The sequence below is a fragment of the Microbacterium sp. genome (genome assembly GCF_041641055.1).
GTDB lineage: Bacteria > Actinomycetota > Actinomycetes > Actinomycetales > Microbacteriaceae > Microbacterium.
Map to the genome: position 1 here is coordinate 132359 of NZ_JBEPZB010000004.1, position 21337 is coordinate 153695.

Annotated in this window: 18 protein-coding genes; 3 read left to right on the plus strand and 15 right to left on the minus strand. The window is 68.3% G+C overall.

The window, feature by feature from the left end; translation table 11 throughout:
• Window positions 1-63: 63 nt before the first annotated feature.
• From ACESK8_RS04150 to ACESK8_RS04190, 9 genes are all read right to left on the minus strand, one after another.
• The gene (locus ACESK8_RS04150) at window positions 64-762 is read right to left on the minus strand and encodes a cytidylyltransferase domain-containing protein (protein WP_372967399.1); all 699 of its coding nucleotides are present in this window, start codon (window positions 760-762) and stop codon (window positions 64-66) included.
• Window positions 759-1805: a nucleotidyltransferase family protein gene (locus tag ACESK8_RS04155; protein WP_372967400.1), complete on the minus strand. Its 1047-nt coding sequence runs from the start codon at window positions 1803-1805 to the stop codon at window positions 759-761. The genes ACESK8_RS04150 and ACESK8_RS04155 overlap by 4 nt, the downstream gene beginning before the upstream one ends.
• Window positions 1802-2434, minus strand: a complete 633-nt coding sequence (locus ACESK8_RS04160; protein ID WP_372967401.1) for an acetyltransferase — start codon at window positions 2432-2434, stop codon at window positions 1802-1804. Before ACESK8_RS04160 ends, ACESK8_RS04155 begins: the two co-directional genes overlap by 4 nt.
• Window positions 2427-3524 carry an N-acetylneuraminate synthase gene (neuB, locus tag ACESK8_RS04165; RefSeq protein ID WP_372967402.1) on the minus strand — a complete coding sequence of 366 codons (1098 nt, stop codon included), beginning with the start codon at window positions 3522-3524 and terminating at the stop codon, window positions 2427-2429. Before neuB ends, ACESK8_RS04160 begins: the two co-directional genes overlap by 8 nt.
• Window positions 3521-4669 carry a UDP-N-acetylglucosamine 2-epimerase gene (neuC, locus tag ACESK8_RS04170; protein ID WP_372967403.1) on the minus strand — a complete coding sequence of 383 codons (1149 nt, stop codon included), beginning with the start codon at window positions 4667-4669 and terminating at the stop codon, window positions 3521-3523. The genes neuB and neuC overlap by 4 nt, the downstream gene beginning before the upstream one ends.
• Window positions 4670-4680: 11 nt before the next feature.
• Window positions 4681-5838 (minus strand): LegC family aminotransferase, encoded by a 1158-nt coding sequence (locus ACESK8_RS04175; RefSeq protein WP_372967404.1) that lies wholly within the window; start codon window positions 5836-5838, stop codon window positions 4681-4683.
• The gene (locus ACESK8_RS04180) at window positions 5835-6830 is read right to left on the minus strand and encodes a GDP-mannose 4,6-dehydratase (RefSeq protein ID WP_372967405.1); all 996 of its coding nucleotides are present in this window, start codon (window positions 6828-6830) and stop codon (window positions 5835-5837) included. The genes ACESK8_RS04175 and ACESK8_RS04180 overlap by 4 nt, the downstream gene beginning before the upstream one ends.
• 30 nt (window positions 6831-6860) lie before the next feature.
• Window positions 6861-10157 (minus strand): LGFP repeat-containing protein, encoded by a 3297-nt coding sequence (locus ACESK8_RS04185; RefSeq protein WP_372967406.1) that lies wholly within the window; start codon window positions 10155-10157, stop codon window positions 6861-6863.
• Window positions 10158-10297: 140 nt separating this feature from the next.
• Window positions 10298-11371 (minus strand): glycosyltransferase, encoded by a 1074-nt coding sequence (locus ACESK8_RS04190; RefSeq protein WP_372967407.1) that lies wholly within the window; start codon window positions 11369-11371, stop codon window positions 10298-10300.
• Between the two features lie 106 nt (window positions 11372-11477).
• Between ACESK8_RS04190 and ACESK8_RS04195 the strand changes: the two genes are divergently transcribed.
• Together ACESK8_RS04195 and ACESK8_RS04200 are read left to right on the plus strand one after the other, a co-directional pair.
• On the plus strand, window positions 11478-13238 hold the full coding sequence (locus ACESK8_RS04195; RefSeq protein ID WP_372967408.1) for a DUF4012 domain-containing protein: 1761 nt from the start codon (window positions 11478-11480) through the stop codon (window positions 13236-13238).
• A gap of 256 nt (window positions 13239-13494) precedes the next feature.
• On the plus strand, window positions 13495-13950 hold the full coding sequence (locus ACESK8_RS04200) for a hypothetical protein (RefSeq protein WP_372967409.1): 456 nt from the start codon (window positions 13495-13497) through the stop codon (window positions 13948-13950).
• A 233-nt stretch (window positions 13951-14183) separates the two neighbouring features.
• On the opposite strand, the gene ACESK8_RS04205 is transcribed toward ACESK8_RS04200, so the two are convergent.
• From ACESK8_RS04205 to ACESK8_RS04230, 6 genes are all read right to left on the minus strand, one after another.
• Entirely contained in the window at window positions 14184-15632 is a 1449-nt protein-coding gene (locus ACESK8_RS04205) for an LCP family protein (protein WP_372967410.1), read from the minus strand.
• Window positions 15629-16096: a 5-(carboxyamino)imidazole ribonucleotide mutase gene (gene purE / locus ACESK8_RS04210; RefSeq protein WP_372967451.1), complete on the minus strand. Its 468-nt coding sequence runs from the start codon at window positions 16094-16096 to the stop codon at window positions 15629-15631. Before purE ends, ACESK8_RS04205 begins: the two co-directional genes overlap by 4 nt.
• Before the next feature lie 108 nt (window positions 16097-16204).
• Window positions 16205-17329: a 5-(carboxyamino)imidazole ribonucleotide synthase gene (locus tag ACESK8_RS04215; RefSeq protein ID WP_372967411.1), complete on the minus strand. Its 1125-nt coding sequence runs from the start codon at window positions 17327-17329 to the stop codon at window positions 16205-16207.
• Between the two features lie 82 nt (window positions 17330-17411).
• On the minus strand, window positions 17412-17966 hold the full coding sequence (locus tag ACESK8_RS04220; RefSeq protein WP_372967412.1) for a PH domain-containing protein: 555 nt from the start codon (window positions 17964-17966) through the stop codon (window positions 17412-17414).
• A 123-nt stretch (window positions 17967-18089) separates the two neighbouring features.
• A complete protein-coding gene (locus ACESK8_RS04225; protein WP_372967413.1) occupies window positions 18090-18860 on the minus strand; it encodes a biotin--[acetyl-CoA-carboxylase] ligase in 771 nt (256 codons plus the stop codon).
• A 2-nt stretch (window positions 18861-18862) separates the two neighbouring features.
• Window positions 18863-20146 (minus strand): CDP-glycerol glycerophosphotransferase family protein, encoded by a 1284-nt coding sequence (locus ACESK8_RS04230; RefSeq protein ID WP_372967414.1) that lies wholly within the window; start codon window positions 20144-20146, stop codon window positions 18863-18865.
• Between the two features lie 103 nt (window positions 20147-20249).
• Here ACESK8_RS04230 and ACESK8_RS04235 point away from each other — a divergent pair, with 103 nt between their 5' ends.
• Window positions 20250-21323: a glycosyltransferase family 2 protein gene (locus ACESK8_RS04235; RefSeq protein ID WP_372967415.1), complete on the plus strand. Its 1074-nt coding sequence runs from the start codon at window positions 20250-20252 to the stop codon at window positions 21321-21323.
• Window positions 21324-21337: the final 14 nt, after the last annotated feature.

Genomic DNA, 21337 nt, shown 5'->3' on the forward strand with positions numbered 1-21337 from the left:
CCAAGTCGAGAAGCGCACGCATCGAGGGCGAGGTACGCGCGTCGATGTCTCCCGCTCTCGCGCTCACAGATCTTCCCGCTGCGCCATGAGCCACTCGACGATCCTGAAGTCGAATTCGCTGTCGACGTCGATGGAGCGCTCCGCCGGCATCTCGTACAGGATGGTCGAGGGGAAGAACACCACCTGGTCCTCGAGGAGCGCCTCTCGACGCCACACATAGATCGAGCCGTTCATGTCGAAGCACCGGGGGGCGTCCTGGCGGCGTAGAACGGCGTCACCGGGTTGCTTCGCCACCGCGACGGTGCCGTCGGGTTGCTCTTCGACGAGATTGAAGTACGGGTTTCGACGCGCTTCTGCGCCGGTGATCACCGAGTCGACGTCCGACTGCTCGAACATCCCGACCGCAGCGCGGATGTCAGCGACCGTCCGCAGCGGACTAGTCGCGTCCAGGTCGACGCACACCTCGAACCGCTGCCCGGTCCGCTCTTCCGTCGTGCGCACCGCGTGTGCGATGGCGGGGACCTTTCCGGCGGTGTCCGTGGCCATCTCGGCAGGACGTCGCACCACTCCCGTCGCGCCGAAGGAGGGCGCCAGCGCGAGGATCTCATCGGAATCGCTCGACACGACGACTTCGTCGAACAAGCCGGTCTCGACGGCCTGAGCAACCGAGTGTCCGAAGAGCGGGCGGCCGGCGACCATCCGCAGGTTCTTCCCGGGCACCCCCTTCGACCCCGCCCGCACCGTGATCGTGCAGATCCTCATCGTCTACTCCGTTCCCACGCCTGACGCGCGCGTTCGAGATCGTCAGGGCGCCCGACGTCGATCCACTCCTCGTGGATCTCGAACGCCCCGACCTTCTTGCCGTCTTCCATGAGTCGAGCCAGCAGCGTGGGCATGTCGCAGTACTCGTCGGCGACGAGAGTCTTCAGCGCGACCGGTTCGAGCACGTAGATGCCCGCGCTCACGAGCTCGGAGTGATACGGCTTCTCGGCGAGCGCGACGACGGCGTCGCCGTCACGGCGGATCACTCCGAACGGGATCTCGAAGCCGTACTCTCGCGCGCCGATCGTGGCTGCCGCACCCGCCGCGCGATGGAACGCGAGCATCCTCCGCAGGTCGACCTGGGTGAGCAAGTCGGAGTTCATCACCACGAACGGCTGATCGATCTCCGAGGTCAGCTGCGCGAGGGCGCCAGCCGTCCCCAGCGGAGCGGGCTCGTGAAGATAGGTGATCTCGAGACCGTGCGCATCGCCGTCCTTGAGATGCTCCTCGATGAGGTGGCCCAGATGATTGACCGACACATGGATACGGCGGAACCCCTGCTCGCGCAGCCTGCTGAGGATGATGTCGATCATAGGCACGTCGCCGAGTGGTACCAGGGGCTTCGGGATGTCCTTGGTGATCGGGTACAGCCGCTGACCCCGGCCGCCGGCCATCAGAACCACCGGTGTGTCGAGGACCGTCGAGATCCGATCGCGCTCGCCGACGACATCGACCATGCGCCCGGCGGAGTCGACGACCGCGACGACACGGATACCGCGACTCCGCTTGAGGGCGTCGACATCCTCCTGGCTCGCGCTGGGCTCCACCGCGGCGGGGGTCCGATTCATCACGGACGCCACGGGGTCCTCGATCGAGGAGCCTGCGATCAGCCCGCGCCGGATGTCCCCGTCACTGACCGCACCGACGAGGACCCCGTCCTCGTCCTCGACGAAGACGACCTGCAGGCCGCCGCGATCGAGCTGCAGCAGGGCATCGCGGATGGTCGTCCCGGGCGCGGTGGACAGGAACTGCCGGTCTGTCATGACTGCTCGTCCTTCTTTCGCATCGGTCGGGCGGGGACGCCGACGACAGTGGCTCCGTCGGGAACGTCGGTCAGCACGACCGCGCCCGCGCCGACGGTCGATCCTGACCCTACCGTCACTCCCTGGATGATCCGAGCGCCCAGGCCGATGTGCGCTCGCTCCCCGATGCGAACGTCTCCGGCCACGACGGATCCGGGCGCGAGGTGCGCATGGTTCCCGACCACGACACCGTGCTCGACGATGGATCCCGAGTTGATGAGCACACCGTCGCCGATGACCGCGCCCGCGTTCACGATCGCGCCGGCGAGCACCTGGACGCCGGCACCGAGCCGAGCGGACGGGTCGACGAACGAGCGCGGATGCAGCACCGAGGCGATGGGAAGGCCCAGCGCCTCGACCAGGCGATGCATGCGCTCCCGCGCTGCGATCGCACCCAGACCGTTGACGATCGCGATGCGATGGGGGTCGTACCCCGCCAGCAGCTCGTCGCCGCCGAGACGCGGCAGCTCGAGATCGCCGTTCGACGCCTCGGGCCCGAGGAAGCCGAGTACCTCCTCGCCGGCGAGTGCCAGCGCCGCGACAACCGAGCGCGCGTGGCCGCCTCCACCGAGGAGGACGAGTTCACGCATCGATCAGGTCACCCCGGGCGTAGCTTCGCTCGGCCGTCGATCCGACGACCTCCCAGTACTCGAAGGAGGTCCTGCCGCTGGCCGGACGGTAGCAGGCGACGTCGAGCTCCGTGATCACGGAACCGGCTGCGATGTCACGAACCGCCACGAGACTCCGACGCACGACTGCGCGATTGCCTTCCTCCACCGGCTGACAGCGCTTCTCAGCCGATCCGAGCATCACCGGCACGCGGCGGATATCGGCGACGTAGGCGTGCAGTCCGTCCGGGTCCAGGGACGCGGCATGGTCCGGACCGTCAGCATCCACGTCGAAGGTGAAGTGCTTCTCGACGACTGTGGCACCGAGACCGACGGCGAGCACCGACGCGAGCGACCCGAGCGAGTGATCGGAGTATCCGACGCGGTGGCCGAATTCCGACGCGATCGTCTGCATCGCGCGGAGATTCAGATGCGAGTCGGCGGCAGGGTACTCCGTCGTGCAGTGCAGGATCGTGACGTGCTGAGCGAACTCCACCCCGGAATCACGCTGCGCCCATGCGCGCTCGAGCACGTCGTCCGAGAGCCTGGCCCCGGGTTCCAGATGGCCGTTCGCCTGCGCGAGACCCGCCGCGATGAACCTCAGAGCACGAGCGATCTCCGCGATCTCCGCCATCCCGGTGGACAGGATCACGGGGAGACCGGTACGCCCGGCAGCCACCAGGAGCGGCGCGAAGGTGAGGTCGCCCGACGCGATCTTCACGACCGGGATGCCCAGCTCGGACACGAGGAAGTCGAGGCCCGCGACGTCGAAGGCGGTCGAGAGGAACTGGATCCCACGGGTCTCGCACCGGTCTCGAAGACTGCGGAACTCCTCATGCGTGAGCTCCAGCTGGCGGAGGAGATCATGTTGCGAGCGACGGTCCTCGTCCGACGTCCGCTGGTAGTCGGCGAGCGCAGCGCTCTCGAGCGCCAGGTTGTCAGCCGAGAACGTCTGGAACTTGACGGCATCCGCGCCGGCGGCTGCAGCGAGATCGACGAGCTCCTCTGCCGTGGCGAGGGACCCGTTGTGATTCACGCCTGCTTCGGCGATGACGAAGACCGATTCTGTCATTCTCCCGATTCCTCCTCGATGTCGTAGAACTTCTTCCGCGGCGGACGCGGTATCGCTGTGTCGCGGAGCGTCATGGTCGTGCGCGCCGCGAAACCGGGCGTGCCGAAGATCGCGGCGTCCGGTCCGGGATTCGCACCCGAGATCGCCTCGCGCAGCGCATCCGCGATCCCGCTGCGGGTCGGCATCGGCGACCGCACGCTCGAGCCGAGCGGGCGCCCTTTCTGCCGATCGCCGACCAGGACTGAAGGGATGCCGAGTACCGGCGCCTCGAGCACCGTGCTGGACGAGTTGCCGGCGACGACAGCGGCCGACGACATCGCGCTGAGGTAGCCCAGCTGTCCGAAGGACTCCACGAAGTCCACACGATCGGGATGTGACGCGACGAAGTCGGCGATGCGCTGGCGGACATCCGCCGTCCCGATATCCGAGTTCGAGCCCGTGATGACGATGTGCAGCCCGTCGACGTCGAGCAGTGCCGCGAGAAGCCGGTCGAGCAGCACTGCCGGTGCTGCCACGTCCATCACCGCCGGATGGAAGGTCACCAGGGCGTACGGGTCACTGAGGCGGATGCCGAACTGCTGGGCGACCGCGTCGCGTGGGAGGAGTTCGAGCGCGTCCAGCGCGTCCACGACCGGCGCTCCATGGAAGTGGACGCGTCCGGGCTCCTCCCCCAGCTGGATCACCCTGCGACGATGCTCCTCGGTCGAGGCGAAATGGAGGTAGGACATCTTGGTGATCGAGTGCCGAAGCGCGTCGTCCATCGCACCCTCGGTGATCTCTCCCCCATGGATGTGAGCGACCGGGACGGAGAGTATCGTCGCCGCAGTCGCTGCGATGAAGGCCTCGAGCCGGTCACCGAGCACGACGAGGATGTCGGGATCGAGGTCGTCGAGCGCCTGCGCGTACAGAGGAAGAGCCCATCCCACGTCGCCCGCGACCCCGAGGCGGGTGTCGTCCTCCGTCCAGATCGGCACGGATGCGGCGACGGTGAATCCATCGCTCTCGATCTCAGACGCCGTGCGGCCGAACGAATCGTTGAGGTGCGTGCCTGTGGCGATGATCTGAAGATCGAGCGCCGGGTCCGCGTCGATCGCGCGCAGCAGCCCGCGCAGGAGTCCGTAGTCGGCCCGGGTGCCCGTGAGCACGGCGACCCTCCTCATGCGCGAGCCAGAGCCGGGGAGCTGGGGATGCAGACCACACTCGCGTGCAACCGCTCGGCGACGGGGGTTGCGGCGTGCGGAAGCTGACGGTACGGCGCCTGGAGGTGGAGGAGGTTCCAGAACGGCCGACACTGGAGTCCCGCGTCGTTGGTCGCCTCCAGCACGGCGTCGCGCTCTGCGCGTTCGCCGTCCACCTGCACGGCACAGAGCCAGTAGTTGCTCTCCGTGCCGTTCGGCTCAGAGAGGAACCGGATTCCCGAGAGGTCCGCGAAGGCGTCTCGGTAGCGGGCGGCGAGGCGCCGCTTGGCAGTCAGGAACTCCGGCAGCCGCTCCAGTTGAGCGACACCGAGCGCGGCGTTCAGGTTCGGCATCCGGTAGTTGTACGCGATCTCGTCGTGCTCGAACTCCCAGCGATGCGGCAGTTTGGCCGTCGTCGTCAGGTGCCGCGCACGGCGGGCGAGCTCGTCGTCGTCCGTGAGGATCATCCCGCCCCCACCCGTGGTGAGGATCTTGTTGCCGTTGAAGCTGAGGATGCCGAGACGACCGAAGGTCCCGGTGTGCTGCACCCCCGCACGGCTGCCCAGCGACTCGGCTGCGTCCTCGACGATCGGCACTCCGTACGAGTCCGCCAGAGCGACCAGTTCGGCGATGCGCATCGGATGTCCCAGCGTGTGCATCGGCACGATCGCTCCGATGCGTCGGCCGGTGGAGGCGTTGACGAGACCCTCCGGTGTCGATCGCGCTGCGGTGAGGACTTCTGACACCGCCTCGACCGACAGACCGAGCGTCTCCTCGTCGCTGTCGACGAAGTACGGCGTCGCTCCGGAGTGCGAGACGGCATTCGCGGTGGCCACGAAGGAGAGGGTGGGCACGATCACGTCGTCACCCGCTTCCACCCCCGCGAGTTGGAGCGCCACCTGCAGCGCCGACGTGCCGTTCGAGACGGCGACGGCGTGGCGCGCTCCCGTGAACGCGGCGATCGACTGCTCGAACTCGCCGACGAAGGCTCCGACACTCGACACGAATGTCGAATCGAGGCACTCTCGCACCCGCTGCTTCTCGAGCTCCGCGATGTCGGGGATGTGCAGACCCACGAACGGGTCCTCACCCACGACCTCGCGGATCGTGCGGACGACGCTCTCAGCGCTGCTCATACGACGTAGGCGTCAGTGCGGTAGCGCGCGAGGTTGGCGGGCTCGGTGAACCACTCGGCTGTGGCTCGCAGCCCGTCCCGGAAGCCATCGATCCCGGTGTACCGCGGCGACCATCCGAGGACGTCTCTCGCCTTCGAATTGTCGGAGAAGAGTCGCTCGACCTCCGAGTTCGCAGGCCGCAGTCGTGTGGGATCCTCGGTCGCGACGGCGTCGATGCCCATCGCTTCGGCGATGAGGTCGAAGGTCTGTCCGATCGACACCTCGAAACCCGCACCGAGATTGATGACCTCTCCGACGCCCGCCGTGCTGGTGAGCGCCGTCGTGAACCCGGACACGGTGTCGGGGACATAGGTGAAGTCGCGCGTGGGCGTGACGGCTCCGAGCTGGATCTCTCGCTTGCCTGCGGCGAGCTGACTGATGATGGTCGGGATCACCGCTCGTGCGGACTGGCGAGGTCCGAACGTGTTGAAAGGGCGGATCGTGACGGTCGGCAACCCGAACGACGCGTAGTAGGAGTTGACCATCTGATCTGCCGCGATCTTGGACGCCGAGTACGGCGACTGCCCCTGCAGCGGATGCCCCTCGTCCATCGGCACGTAGCGCGCAGTACCGTACACCTCGCTCGTCGAGGTGTGGATGAAGCGGCTCACCCCCGCAGCGCGGGCGGCGTTCAGGAGGTTCAGGGTGCCCTGGATGTTCGTCTGGACGTAGAGGTCGGGCGCAGCGTACGAATACGGGATCGCGATCAACGCAGCGAGGTGGAGGACCGCATCGCGGTCGCTCACCGCCGACATCATCAGAGCGGGGTCGCGCACATCACCGGGCAGGAACTCGATCTCGGACGCGATCTCCGCGTCGATCCCGTCGAGCCACCCGCGCGAGTCGAACGAGTTGTAGAGCACGAGCGCCCGGACATCGTGACCGTCCCTGACCAGCTGCTCCGCGAGGTGCGATCCGATGAATCCGTCAGCTCCTGTGAGCAGTACCTTCATGCGGCCAGTCTATCCGAGCGCTCCCGCCGTCTACTTCGTATAGGAGAGGGTCCCGTTCTCGAACGACTGCGTGCACGTGCCGGAGGTGCATGTCTCCGCACTCGTCGGCCACCCGAGATCTCCCCTGATCCAGCCTCGTGCGCTGTAGAGCTTCATCATCGCCGTCGAGGATGCGAACGTTCCCCGGTCGGATGAGTGGATCCACCCGCCGGTGAACGACTGACCGAATCCGTCGCCGTTGGGGTCGGTGATCTTCTGCACGTCGGAAGCGGCATGGCCGAGGCTGCTCTTGGCACCGCCCATCGACGAGTACAGCTTGAGGATCGCCGCGTTGGTCGTCGTCAGGAAGACGTCCTCCTGGGTCGGCGTGATCCGGATCGTGCCCCCGGCGAATGCCTGCATGCACGTGCCCGATGCGCAGGTTTCGGCCCCCACGGGCCATCCGAGCGAGCCGCGAAGCCAGCCGGCCTCGCTGTAGAGCTCCATGATCGCCGTCGAGGAGGTGAAAGTCCCTGCGTTCGACGAATGGATCCAACCGCCGTCGAACTTCTGGGCGAAGCCGTTGCCGTTCTTGTCGGTGACGCTCTGCACCGCTGCCACGGGATATCCGAGGAAGCCAGCGGCGCCGCCGGCCGTCTGGAACGCCTTGTGGATGGAGGCGTTCTGTGAGGTGAGGATGGTGATGGCAGCCGCGCCCGTCTGGTACCGGATCACGCCGCCAGTGAACGATTGCGCGCACGCACCCGCCGTGCAGGTCTCAGCGCTTGTCGGCCAACCGAGGGGCCCCCTCAGCCATCCCGCCGCACTGTAGGCCTTCATGACGGTGGCCGACGACGAGAAGGAACCGCTGGCGGATGAGTGGATCCACCCTCCGGCGAACTGCTGCGCGACCCCGTTGCCGTTCTTGTCTGCCACCGCCTTCTCCGCTGCGATAGGCCAGCCGAGCGCTCCTCGGAGCCAGCCCGCCGCGCTGTAGGCCGTCATGATCCGCGTGGACGATGAGAACGATCCCTTGGCCGAGGAGTGAATCCACCCGCCGCTGAACTGCTGCGCAACGCCATTGCCGTGGGGATCCACGACGGTCGATTCAGCGCCGACCGGCCAGCCCAGTGATCCTCGCACCCATCCCGTCGCGCTGTAGACGCTCATGATGCGTGTCGAGGACGAGAAGGTGCCCTTGGCCGACGAGTGGATCCAGCCGTGCGCGAAGCGCTGAGCATCACCGTTGCCCTGAGGATCTGTCACGTGCTGGACGGCGGCAATAGGCGAGCCGAGAGCCCCCGAGTTGCCACCCGTGCTCTCGTGCAGCGTGCGAATCGCGGACGCGATCTTCGCCCCGTCGGAGCCTGCGCTGGGCGCGGAGAGAGTTCCCTTGGCGAAGACCTGACTGCATCCGAGGTCGGTGCACTTCTCCGCGGCGGCCGGCCACCCGAGAGATCCGCGCAGCCAGCCGGCTGCGGAGTACAGGGTCATGAGCTGCGTCGAAGTGGCGTAGGTACCTTTGGCACTCGAATGGATCCATCCGCCTGCGAACTGCTGCACATAGCCGTTGCCGTTCTTGTCCGTCACGGCCTTCGACGGATTGAGCGGATAGCCGAGCGGGCCGGTCGCTCCTCCCGACGCTTGGTATACGGCGCGGATCGCCGAGTTCGTGACTTCGGCGGCCGGAGCGGCAGCCGCGCCCTTTGTGTACTGCAACGCACCCTTTTGGAACGGCTGCAGACAGATCGTGCCGGAGCAAGTCTCGGGACCCGTCGGCCAGCCCAACGTTCCCCGCACCCACCCGGCCTTGCTGTACGCCGTCATGATGGTCGACGATGATGCGAATGCGCCCGCCGTCGACGAGTGCACCCATCCCCCGTCGAAACGCTGCGCTGCGCCGTTGCCGTTGGGGTCCACGACTTTCTGGGTCGCCGCGACCGGATACCCGAGCCCTCCGGATACACCGCCTTGAGCGTCGTGCACGGCTTTGATCTTCGGATCGTCGACGACGGGTACGACATACGCTGCCGCGCCCGTGTTGTATCGGATCGCTCCACCGGCGAAGGTTTGCACGCACTTTTGCGACGCGCAGGATTCCGCTGCCGTCGGCCAGCCCAGAGTCCCGCGAATCCAGCCCGCTCCGCTGTAGGCGGCCATCACTGTGGACGACGACGCGAAGGTGCCTCGAGTAGAAGCGTGGATCCACCCCTTGCTGAACTGCTGCGAGACTCCGTCACCGTTCGGGTCTGTGATCGCCTTCGGGGTGACGGCGGGGTACCCCAGCTTTCCGCCGAGACCTCCTTGCGCCACGTAGGTGCTGTACACGTCCCCGTACACGGTGAGTGCCCCGAGCGCGCGGGTCCAGGTGATGACGCCCTTCGCGTAGGACCATGTGCACCGTGTCGTCGAGGTCGAGCAGGATGGCTTCGTCCCCGCAGCCCCGAGAACCCCTGTCGCTCCGCCGAGTTTGGTGTAGAGCTGGTTGATTTCGAAGATCGGGTCCGCCGCTTGCGTCGAGCCGAACCAGTCCGTGAAGTAGTTGTAGAAGTTGCGGTTGCCGTACGCCGAGCAGCTGTTGCCGAGACCGTAGCCTGCGCGCAGCGCTGCCGCGTTGGGCTGGTAGGGCGTGTAGTAGTAGAGAGCCGCCGTCGCCTTGTTCGCGACGTACACGCGGCCGGATCCGCACGCGGCATTCGGGTTGTAGAGGATGTTCCAGGTGTTGCCCGGCGCGTACCACTGGAACCACTTGCCCTCCATGTAGATCTGCATCTGCCGGGCGGCTCCGTAGATCTGGTGGAAGAACCCGATGAAGTTGGGGTCGCAGGGCGCCGTGTCAGGGCAGCCCTGACCCAGCGCGATGTTGTAGCGCCACGCGCTCGGCCAGGTGTGGGTGATCAGCCCCTGCTCCTTCTGGAGCATCACGATGAGCACCTGCGGGTTGATGTTGCATGCCTGTGCGACCCGGTAGATGATCCGCGCCGCGGTCTCGTTCGCGGCTCCCGTGTACCCGTCGCAGTACGCGTCGGCGGGACGCGTGACGGAGGTGATCTTGAAGTCCTTGAGGCAGACGTACCCGCTCTGGCACTTCGAGACCTTGCTGTTGAAGAAGGTCTGGATCTGCGCCTGCGTCATCGAGTTCTTCTTGGTGAAGACCGCATCGCTGATGATGTTGCCCGCGCTGAACCCGGCGAGAGTCGTCTTCACCTCGCGCGCCTGCACGGGTCCTGACGACACCGCGCTGGCGGCGGAGGACGCGGGACTGGCAGCAGAGGCGGAGGAAGCAGGAACGGCGACACCGACCACGAGCGCCGCAACTGCGACGACGGTGGCGAGGATTCGGGGCATCCTCATGGTGTTTCGAGAGCGTGGGGCACGTCGAGACATGTGACCAGTGTGACGGAAGTTGCAGGATGATGCCACTGTTGCGGCAAATCGGGCGTTGCGCATCGGCGTGTCGCTCGAAGACACAGCCTGCGTTCAGGACCTCACAGGTCGGCGTGAAGTCCCCACACGCGCTCCGCGGCGCCGAGCCAGGAGAAGGAGCGGGACCGGTCGGCACCGAGGACGCTGAGTCGGCGCGCGGAGTCGCCCACCGCGTCGACGACGGCATCCGGGAGGTGCTCGGGGTCGACCACTACTCCCCCGTCCGCGACGACGTCGTGGTGCACACCGCTCTCCGCGGCGACGACCGGCACGCCGAGCGTCATCGCCTCGACCGCGCGCCAGGGCCAGCTCGCGATCGTGCTCGTCGCCACGAGGGCCGACGCGGTCGCGAAGACGGCGGCACGATCGTCCGCGGACAGCACGCCGCGGATGTGCGCCCTGGACTCCGGAAGCCCGACGGATGCCGCGAGCTCGGCGAGCTTCGGCTCCGCCCCCTCGGGCGCGTCCAGCACGACGGCGTCGGTCCCTGCGGCGAGCGCCGAGCGGAAGCCCTGGGCGAGCGAGTCGGCGGACCCCGTCAGCACGACGTATCCCGATGAGAGCGACAGAGCCCGGCGGCGTGCTTCCGCATCGAAGGGGACCACGAAGCCGGAGGGCGCCGCGCCAGGGATCACGCGGATCCGATTGCCGAGCTTGGCGATCTCGACCAGACGGGCGCCGATCGCGTGCGACGGCACGACGACGGCATCCGCATGCTTGACGGCCCGCTTCAGCATCCCGCGCTGCCAGGCGACCGTCGTCTTGGAGAGGCAGCCGGGAGCATCCCAGGCCTGCAGATCCCACAGCGTGACGGTCGTCTGGTCGTGGTCATGCACTCTGTCGTGCCGCACGAGCGGTGCCATGAGGGTCGCCGAGTGGATGAGGCCACCGCCGACGCCGGGGACGATGCCCATCTGCCAGGAAGCGGCGAGCTCCCGACGGGCGAGCGAGAGACGGCGGACGTCGGAGATCCCCGGTATGGAGACCTCGGCGCCCGAGGGCACGATCGCGTCGACGGCGCAGCCGGAAGGTGCCGTGGTGACCAGCGCTGCGGCGAGATCAGTGGCTGCAGCCGCGTGATCGGCGTCCACGACATGCGTGAGCTGATCCAGAACCACACGCAGCCGAGCACCCATGCGACCACAGTAGTCGGCAGTGCCCCGCTGACCCGGGAGCGCATCGGGTGCGCCCCATATCGCACCGGCGCACCTCCGATATGCCGCTTCATGCTTGAATGCAGGAGTGAGTGACGGACGCCTGCCGGTACGTCGCCGCTGGTTGCGATGGACCATCGGCGTGATCCTGACATTCCTGGTGCTCGCGATCGGATGGGTCACGGTGCGCGGGGTCGGAGCGGTCCACGACCTCCAGCAGGTCGCGTCATCATCCTCCAAGCTCAAGGAGGCCATCGGTCAGGGCGACCTCGAGCGTGCCGCATCGCTCTCGTCCCGCATCGCGCATCACGCCCAGTCCGCGCACGAGTTGACCTCGGACCCGATCTGGACCGGTTTCGGCTTCGTCCCGTGGCTCGGACCGAACTTCTCCGCGGTGAGCGAGGTCGCGACGATCGCCGATGACGTGGCCTCGGACGCACTGGTGCCGGTGCTGGACGCCGCCGGCGCACTCGATCTCGCGAGCCTCGGTCTCTCCGGCGGCACCATCGACGTCACACCGTTCGCGGAGATCGAGCCGCCTCTGGCCGAGGCGAGCGACACGCTGAGCGCGGCAGAGGAACGCGCTCTGCGGATCGACGCCGGCGCGACGCTCCCCCCTCTCGCCGATGCCGTACGAGAGATGCGCTCGACCGTCACGCAGGCTGCGACCATCGTCGGCTCGCTGCACGGCGCCGCGGCACTGCTGCCGAGCATGCTGGGAGCGGAGGGTCCGCGCAACTACGTCATAGCGATGCAGAACAACGCCGAGCTGCGCTCCTCCGGCGGCATCATCGGGGCGATCGCCCTGCTGCACGCCGAGAACGGGCGCATCACCCTCGTACAGCAGGCGTCCGTTCCCGACTTCCCCGCCCTGGACACGCCGCTCCCCCTCAGCGAGGCGACCGTGGCGCTGTTCGAGGACCAGCCGGGGCGGTACCTGCAGAACCTGACGAGCGTCGCCGACTTCACCGAGGCGGGCCCCGCGATCGCCCAACGCTGGCAGGACCGCTTCGGGCAGCGCGTCGACGGGGTCATCGCGGTCGACGCGGTCATGACGAAGAACCTCCTGGCCGCGACCGGCCCGCTCGCCTTCGGTCCGTTCACCGCGACGAAGGACACGGTGGTGAGCCAGCTGCTGTCGGAGATCTACGCCGTCGTCCCCGATCCGCGAGCGCAGGACAAGGTCTTCGAGCAGGCCGCAGGCGTGCTCCTGTCCGCCGCTCTGACGAAGGCCGACCCGAAGGACCTGGTGGCCGCTCTCGCCGAGTCGGCGGACCAGCGGCGCATCCGCATCTGGAGTGCACACGAGGACGAGGAGGAGCTGCTGGCCGCCTCGTCCCTCGGCGGGGCGTTGCCGATCGACGACACCGAGACCCACGTGGGAGTCCTCGTCAACGACACCACCGGCGGCAAGATGGACTACTACACGGGTGCGGCTCTCTCGGTCGCGACCGGTACGTGCGACGGCGAGCCGACCACGCAGATCAGGGTGACCTGGACCAACGACGCACCGGCGGATGCGGCGACGTCGCTGCCGCCGTACGTCACAGCCGACGGGTTCTACGGTGTGCCCGCGGGGTCCACCCGCACCCTCATCGCGGTGTACGGTCCGGAGGGTGCCACACCCTCGCACATCGATCGCGACGGCGTGGAGGAGAGCGTGCAGACCGCGCTTCTCGGCACGAGGTCCGCGGTGCAGCACGAGGTCCTGCTGGCGCCGGGCGAGTCGTCGACGATCACCGTCGAGTACCAGGGCACAGGGGCCGGCGAGCGGCTCACCGTCGTCGACCACACGCCCATGATCGACACACCGAAGACGACCCGAGAAGAACTGCGCTGCGCATCGTGACTTTCCCGACCCGATGATGTAGTGTCGGTCCCACTGGGGAATATCTGGGTTCAGAACTCTGTCGTGGGGACAGAACGGACCCACGCAGTCGGTTGCAGGGGTGTAGCCGAATGCGATTCCGCGTGAATTTCTGGGGAGAATCATGCTGAAGAAACTGGCTGCCATCAGCCTTACCGCTGGCGCACTCGTGCTCATCGCACCTGCTGTCGCCTCCGCCGCACCGAGTGGGTCTGACTCCTACTCGGAGCCACCGCGCGTGAGCGTCGATCAACCGATCATCGACACCTGCGAGGCCTCCACCGTCTCCTTCGGCGCGGGATACTTCCTGCCGTCCGAGAAGGTCGGCGTGTCGGTCTCCGGACTCGATGCCGGCGATTCCTCCGTGTCGGGCAACACCGCGGCTTCCGACGGAAGCCTCGTCGTCAGCTACCGCCCGCCCTCCGACGGTCAGGGCTCCTACGCCCTGTCGTTCGACGGCTCGCGCTCGTACACGGCGACCATCACGGTGTCGCAGGGACATGACGCGGCGTCGAGCTGCGATCACGACCCGGCGGTCACCGCGGGTACCGAGCTCCCGCTCACCGGCGGAGGTCTGGAACTCGCCCTGACCGGCGGCAGCGTGTCGCCGTGGGTGCTGGGTGGAGGGGCCGCCGCAGTGGTGGCCGGTGGCGCACTCCTCGCCGCCGGCGTCGTGCGCCGCAAGCGCGCCTAGGTCAGATTCCCGCTCACGCGGGGGTCGACCGGACGACGGTGATCCCTCCCCCTCCGATCACCGTCGTCTGGTGAGTCCGGTCACGCACCGGAGGCCCACGACCGCCCCCTTCACTCTCAGGTGGCGGCCGTGGGCTTTACTTGTGCCCGCAGCTATCGAGAGCTCTCCTCGCGCCGGCCGGCCGGCGCCGGCGGGTCGGCGGGTCGGCGTCAGGGCGCCAGTGGGCCCCGGCCTCAGGGCGCCGGGGTCTCCGTCGGCGGGTGCAGCGTCCGCTGCATGAGATCGTGGATGAAGCCGTAGTCCGGAGTGAACTCGTCCACGCCGTTGTCGGGCGTGAGCTCGACGGTCGTCACGGTCTGCTTGCGCGCCTTCGTCATCAGCTCGAAGAACTCCGGCAGCTTGTCCTGCGGCAGGTCCGTGCTGATGAGGGCGGTCCCCGCTGAGGCGACCTCGTTGAAGCGCGTGAGCACGGTCTGCGGCGTGAACTGCGCGAGGATCGCCTCCTGCAGCTCGCGCTGACGCTTCATCCGGTCCCAGTCGCTCGTCGTGTACCGCGACCGCGCATACCACTGCGCGGTGTCGCCGTTCATGTGCTGCTGTCCGACCTCGATCCAGCCGATCGCCCAGGCGTCGACGTCGTACGGGTCGGTGCCGTCGGGCGGACCGCCCTTGGGCAGCCGCTCGGTGACGTTGATGTCCACTCCGCCGAGGGCATCGACGAGGTCCGCGAAGCCGTGCATGTCGACGAACACGTAATACGGGATCTCGATGCCGAGCACACCTTCGGCGGCGTCCTTGGTCGCCTCGATGCCGGCGTCCGACCCGTGCGCGGCGGCATCGGGATAGAGACTCTGTCCGTTGTCCTCCCGGCAGATCTCCGCCGCGTTGCGGACGTGGTTCATCCAGCCGTTCCAGCCGCACGAGTCGGAGCTGTGCCCTTCGAACCCGTTCGGGTAGAGCTCCTGCATCGGACTGCCCTCGCTGAACGGCGCATTGGGCAGCTCGCGCGGGATGCCGGTGATCGTGACGGCCCCGGTCGTGGCATTCACCGAGACGACCGAGATGCTGTCGAACCGCATCGAGTCGCGTCCCTCGCCGCTGTCCGCACCCAGGAGGAGGATGTTGTAATAGCCCTCGCTGGGCGGCAGGCTCGGGCCGCTCTGACCGAAGATCGTGCTGATCGTGCCCCTGGCCGTGCCGACATATGACGCCGCATACCCCGTGCCTGTGCCCACGAGGCCGAGCAGCAGCAGCGCGACCAGCGGAATCGCGAACTTCGAGGGTCCGGGGATCCGGACGAGTCTGACCATCCTGAGCACGTCGAACGTGAGCACCGCCCAGAGGACGATGTAGCCGATGAGCAGTACCTGCACGAGCGTGAGCACGACGGCCGAGAACCATCCGGCGCCCACCGTGAGCCACAGCAGCACCGGTCGCGCGAAGAGCGCGAGCCCGGCGGCGACGATCACGAGCACCCAGGCGAGCAGGGTAGCCCCGAGTCCGAAGCGTCCCAGCCGGCGGTTGCCGGCGAGCACCTGAGCGGATCCGGGGATGAGGAGGTTCAGCGCGACGAGCCACCATCCGCGCTTGGTCATGGTGCCGGCGTCCGTGGGATCGGGGTGACGCAGCGGTCGGGTCTCGATCAGCGGTCGCGCCGAGCCTCGCGGCGGCGCAAGGGTCACAGCGAGCCCTTCAGCCGATCGTTCTTCTCCTCGACCTGCGCCTCGAGGTCGAGGGCATAGGCCTCGATGCGGTCGGCGAGGTCGCTGTCCGACGTGCCGAGGATGCGCGCCGCGAGGATGCCCGCATTGCGCGCTCCCCCGATCGACACGGTCGCGACCGGGATGCCTGCGGGCATCTGCACGATCGACAGGAGCGAGTCCATGCCGTCGAGGTAGGCGAGCGGCACCGGAACGCCGATGACCGGCAGCGCCGTCATGGAGGCGAGCATCCCCGGGAGGTGCGCGGCGCCGCCGGCGCCGGCGATGATCACCTTCATGCCGCGGTCACGCGCCTCACGGGCGTACTGCATGAGCTTGTCCGGGGTGCGGTGGGCCGAGACGACCTCCACCTCATGCGGGATCGCGAACTCCGTCAGCGCCTGAGAGGCGTCCTTCATCACGCGCCAGTCGGAGTCGGATCCCATGACGACGCCGACGAGCGGTGCGGTGGAGGAGTGCAATGGCTCAGTCACCCACTCAGGCTACGGTCTGCTGCTGGGAGAACCCCCCAGCGGCACGCCCTGGACGCGCCCTCAATCGAAGTGGGCCGCGGCCGCACGTGCCACGTACACCGCGTCGTCGAGGTCGTCGCCGGCGACGTTGACGTGACCGACCTTGCGGCCGGGCCGCGGCGCCTTGCCGTAGGTGTGGATCTTGGCGGAGGGATGCTCGGTCATCGCACCCGCGAATCGATCGCCGAGCGAGCCCTCCGTCGGCCCGCCGAGGATGTTGACCATCACCGACCAGGCAGCCCTCGGAGCCGTGTCGCCGAGCGGAAGGTCTGCCACCGCACGGAGATGCTGCTCGAACTGGCCGGTCACCGCACCGTCCTGACTCCAGTGCCCGCTGTTGTGCGGACGCATCGCGAGCTCGTTGACGAGGATCCGCTCGTCGTCCGTCTCGAACAGCTCCACCGCGAGCATCCCGGTCACACCGAGGCCTTCGGCGATCGACCGGCCGATGCCCTCCGCCACCTCTGCGAGCCGTTCGGGAGCGTGCGGCGCCGGGGCGATCACCTCGGTGCACACGCCATCGCGCTGGACGGTCTCCACGACCGGGTAGGCGACGATCTGACCACTGGGGCGGCGAGCGACCTGCTGCGCGAGCTCGCGGACGAAGCCGACCAGCTCCTCGACGAGCAGCGCCTCGCCGTCGTCCAGCCGCTCGAGCCAGTCCGCCGCGTCGGATGCGGCGCGCACCACCCGGACGCCCTTGCCGTCGTATCCACCGCGGGGGGTCTTCACGACGGCCCTGCCGTCGTGGGCGTCGAGGAAGGCCTGCAGCTCCGCCGCATCGCGCACGGGCGCCCAGTCGGGCTGCGGGATGCCGAGCTCCGCCAGGCGGGCGCGCATGAGGAGCTTGTCCTGAGCGAACTGCAAGGCGTCGGGGCCCGGATGCACGGCTACGCCGTCGGCGACGAGTGCTCGAAGGATCTCCTGCGGCACATGCTCGTGATCGAAGGTGACGACGTCGACGTCCTTCACGAACGCGCGCACCGCGTCGAGGTCGTGGTAATCGCCCACAGCGCTCGCGGCGAGCTGCGCGGCCATGCCCTCATCCTCTGCGAGCACCCGCAGTTCGAGTCCGAGCTCGACCGCCGGAGCGATCATCATCCTGGCCAGCTGGCCGCCACCGATCACGCCCACGCGCAGCGCCATGTGCGCCTCCATTCGTCCTGATCATTGTCTCGCATCGACACGCGCCCCGTGCACACGGTGGCGGCCGAGCCGTGTCGGACGGTCAGAGTCCGCTCGAGGAGTCCTGTCCGGACTGCGCGTCGCGGTGCGCGAGGATCTGGCTGACCTCGATCTGGTCGGCCAGCGTCTCGTGCACGAGAGTGACATTGGGGACGTTGGCCAGGCGCAGCGGCGCATCGACGCCGTTCGACAGCGTGATCGTGCCGACGCCCCACATCCGCTGCAGCACGCCGCGACGGACGCCGATGCTGTAGCCGCGGGCGTGCGACATCTCCTGCCGGTTGCGCGCACCCACACCGTGGTTCACGATGACCCGACGCGTCGTGACGGTCACCGACCGTGAGTACCAGGCGATCCAGGGCACGACGACCAGGAGCAGTACGAGCACTCCGGCCGCGGTCAGCAGCATCCAGTTCTCGAACGGCGCAGGCAGATTGTCGAAGTAGTACGTCGTGGCTCCGAAGGCGCCGATCAGGATCGCGGCGGACCAGAACAGCCGGCGGGCATGACCGCGGAACCGCGCGATGAGCAGCTCTTCCGTCGGCACACCGGGCGGTGGCATCGTCGGCCGGCCGCCGAGAGTCACTGGCTGGGTCACCCCTCCATTGTGCCCGCAACCGCAGACATCGCCCTGCTCCTCCGCCCGGGCGTGTCAGACCGCCCGCCTCAGACCGCCAGCGTCAGACCGCCAGCGTCCGACCGCCAGGGCCCGACCGCGATGTCAGACCGCGGCGGGCCGGACGTGCACCACGTCGCCGGCGGAGATCGGATGCTCGACCCCGCTCGAGACGACCACGAGGCGACCGGACGCGTCGAGCCGTGTGGCCGTCCCGTCGAGTGTCGTGTCACCCGGGAGCGAGACGCGCACCTCCTGGCCGATCGTGGCGCATCGCCGACTCGTCTCGTCGTGCAGACCGCTGGAGACCGCGTCCCCGGTCCGAGCGAGGGCGCTCACCACCTCGTCGAGGCGGCGCAGGTAGGTGGCGAGAAGCCGGTCGGCATCGACCTCCACACCGAGCACGGCGAAGGACGTCGCGGTCGGCACGGGAAGCTGGGCTGCCGTCATCGCCGTGTTCACCCCGGTACCGACGATCACCGCCTCCCCCGTCGCCTCGGCGAGGACACCGCAGATCTTCCGCCCCTCGACCATCACGTCGTTCGGCCACTTGAGGGACACCGCGGAGTGCGGCAGCTGCTCCGCGACCGCATCCGTCATCGCCACCCCTGCGGCCAGGGGGACCCAGCCTCGCGCCTCGATCTCGGCGGGGAGCCGTCGCAGCAGCACCGACACCGCGAGCGAGGCTCCGGCCGGCGCCACCCATGAGCGGTCGAGTCGTCCGCGGCCGGCCGTCTGATTCTCGGTGAGCAGCACGGAGAGGTGCGGCCAGTCACGTGCGTCCGCAGCCGCCTCCCGAAGCAGCGCGTTCGTGGATCCCGCCTCCGTGAGGACATCGATCCTCGACGCGATGGCGCGGGCGAGCGGGAGATCCATCCTCAGACCTCTTCCTCGTCGGCCTCTTCGTCGTCGTCATCCTCGTCGGTGCGCACTGAGCCGATCTCGTTCGCCTGCCAGATCTCCCACTTCTGCATGAGCTGCTCGATCGCGGCATGGAACTTCTCGGTCGCGACCCCCGGGGTCGTGTCTCCGAAGTAGTGCTGGACCCACATGCGCAGCCGCGCGATCGCCGCCTCGTCTGCGCGCACGCGCTGCACCTCGGCGACGATGTCGGCTGCACCTTCCGCCGTGAGCCACTCGCAGTCCGAGAGGTAGCCGTTGGTGTCGACCGAAGCGCGCTCGTCGGTGGGCCGCGTGATCATGAGGGGCTTGCCGACGGCGAGACGGTCGTAGACCATCGCGGAGATGTCCACCACCGCCACGTCGGCGGCGGCCAGCTGCCAGCCGAGCTCCGCGCCGTCGTCGTACACGTGCTGTGCCGTGGCATCTGCGGCGTTGGCCGCGGCGATCGCCGCGATGATGCGCCGGTGTGCGGCTCCGTACTCGTCGTCGACGACCCCGCTGCGAGGGTGCGGTCGATAGATGACTCGGTGCGCTCGCGAGGCGAGCAGCGCCGAGACGAGGGCTTCACCGTGGGTCGCGATGGATCCGTAGTGCGCACTCGGACGGTCGCCCTCCCACGTCGGGGCGTAGAGCACGACTGTTCGCTCGTCCGGCGTGTACGGCAGGGATCCCGAGTAGTGGTCGGCCTGCGGGCGCCCGATCTCGATCGTGCGGCTGTCGATGTCCCAATCCCAGAGCGTGCGGGAGAGCCGGTCTCGCGCCGCCTGTCCTGCGACCAGCGCATAGTCGTACGCCTTGTACTGATTGGTGGTCATGTACATCTTGTCGGACTCGCCGTGGTTGATGAACACATGCCAGCGGCGCCCGTACCGGAACATCTGGAAGTTCCGCGTGTTCTGATTCACGTACAGCACGACGCGGATGTCCTGCGTGGCGATGAAGCGTTCGAGATCGCGGACCGTCGGAACGAACGCGACGGGCGGACCGTCCTCGTCGAGGAGCTTGTCGGCACCGGTGGCGGATCGGGACAGGACCACGACGGGCCAGCGCTTCGCCAGCTCGGCGAGCGGACGGTACCACTGCCGCATCTGGTACATGTTGACCGCGCCGTCGGCGAAGTACACGGCCACCTGGTAGTGATCGGTGGGATGCGGCTCGCGGTCGGCCAGACGCCGCCGCACCCGTTGCACAGCCTTGCGCGAGGCCAGTGCCCGCTTCAGCAGACGGTAGGCCTTCTTCGCGTCGGACACTGCACCCATCCCTCCAGGATACCGTGGCGCGGCGCGCGCCGACGGTGCTGCGCCCGGGCCCCGGCCGGAGCGAATCAGCGAACGCCCGAGAACCGCATGCCATGATCGTCATGTGCCTGACAACGACATCGCCGTCCCCGAGCCCGGGGTGTCGTTCGTCATGCCCGTCCTGAACGAACGGGCCTATCTCGAGCACGCGATCCAGTCGGTCCTCGCCCAGGAGCTGACGGTCCCGGCCGAGCTCGTCCTCGCACTCGGCCCCTCCACCGACGGCACCACCGAGCTCGCCCGGCGGCTCGCCGCCGACGACGACCGGATCAGGCTCGTCGACAATCCCGCAGCGCACATCCCCGTCGGCCTGAACGCCGCCATCCGCGCCAGCCGGTTCGCGACGATCGTCCGTGTGGACGCACACTCCGAGCTCTCACCCGGGTACGCCGCCCGTGCGCTCGAGACCCTCGACCGCACCGGAGCGGCGAACGTCGGCGGCGTCATGCGCGCCGACGGCAGGACCCCGTTCCAGAAGGCCGTCGCGCGCCTGTACAACTCTCCCGTCGGTCTCGGCGGCGGGGCCTACCACGGCGGTACGCACGAGGGCGAGGCGGAGTCCGCCTACCTCGGCGTGATGCGGCGAGAGGTCCTCGACGAGGTCGGCCTGTTCGACGAGACGATCCGCCGCGGCGAGGACTGGGAGCTCAACCTCCGCATCCGACAGGCCGGCCACCTGGTGTGGTTCGATCCCTCGCTCTCGGTGACCTACTGGCCGCGGGAGAGCTGGGTGCGCCTGGCCAGGCAGTTCCGCGCGACCGGAGCGTGGCGCGGCGAGCTGGTTCGACGTTTCGGTCGCCGCAACGGCATCCGCTTCTTCGCTCCCCCGGCTCTCGTGATCCTGGTCGCGGTCGCGATCATCGTCGGCGTGCTCCAGGTGAGCGGCATCCTCTCCGGGGTGCTCTCGGCCATCCTCTCGGTGGTCGCGTACCTGCCGCTCCTCGCGTATGTGCTGCTCGTCGTCGCGGTCGCGTGTCTGCCCGGCGGCGGCGGGATCCGTCAGCGCCTCTGGACGCTGCTGGTGATGCCCACGATGCACCTCTCGTGGGGCCTCGGCTTCCTCGGCGGTGTGCTCAGAGGAGCCCGCGACACCGTCGACGCCTCGCGGCTGGGCACCCGCAACACCCCGCTCCCCTGATCCGTCGGGCGGAT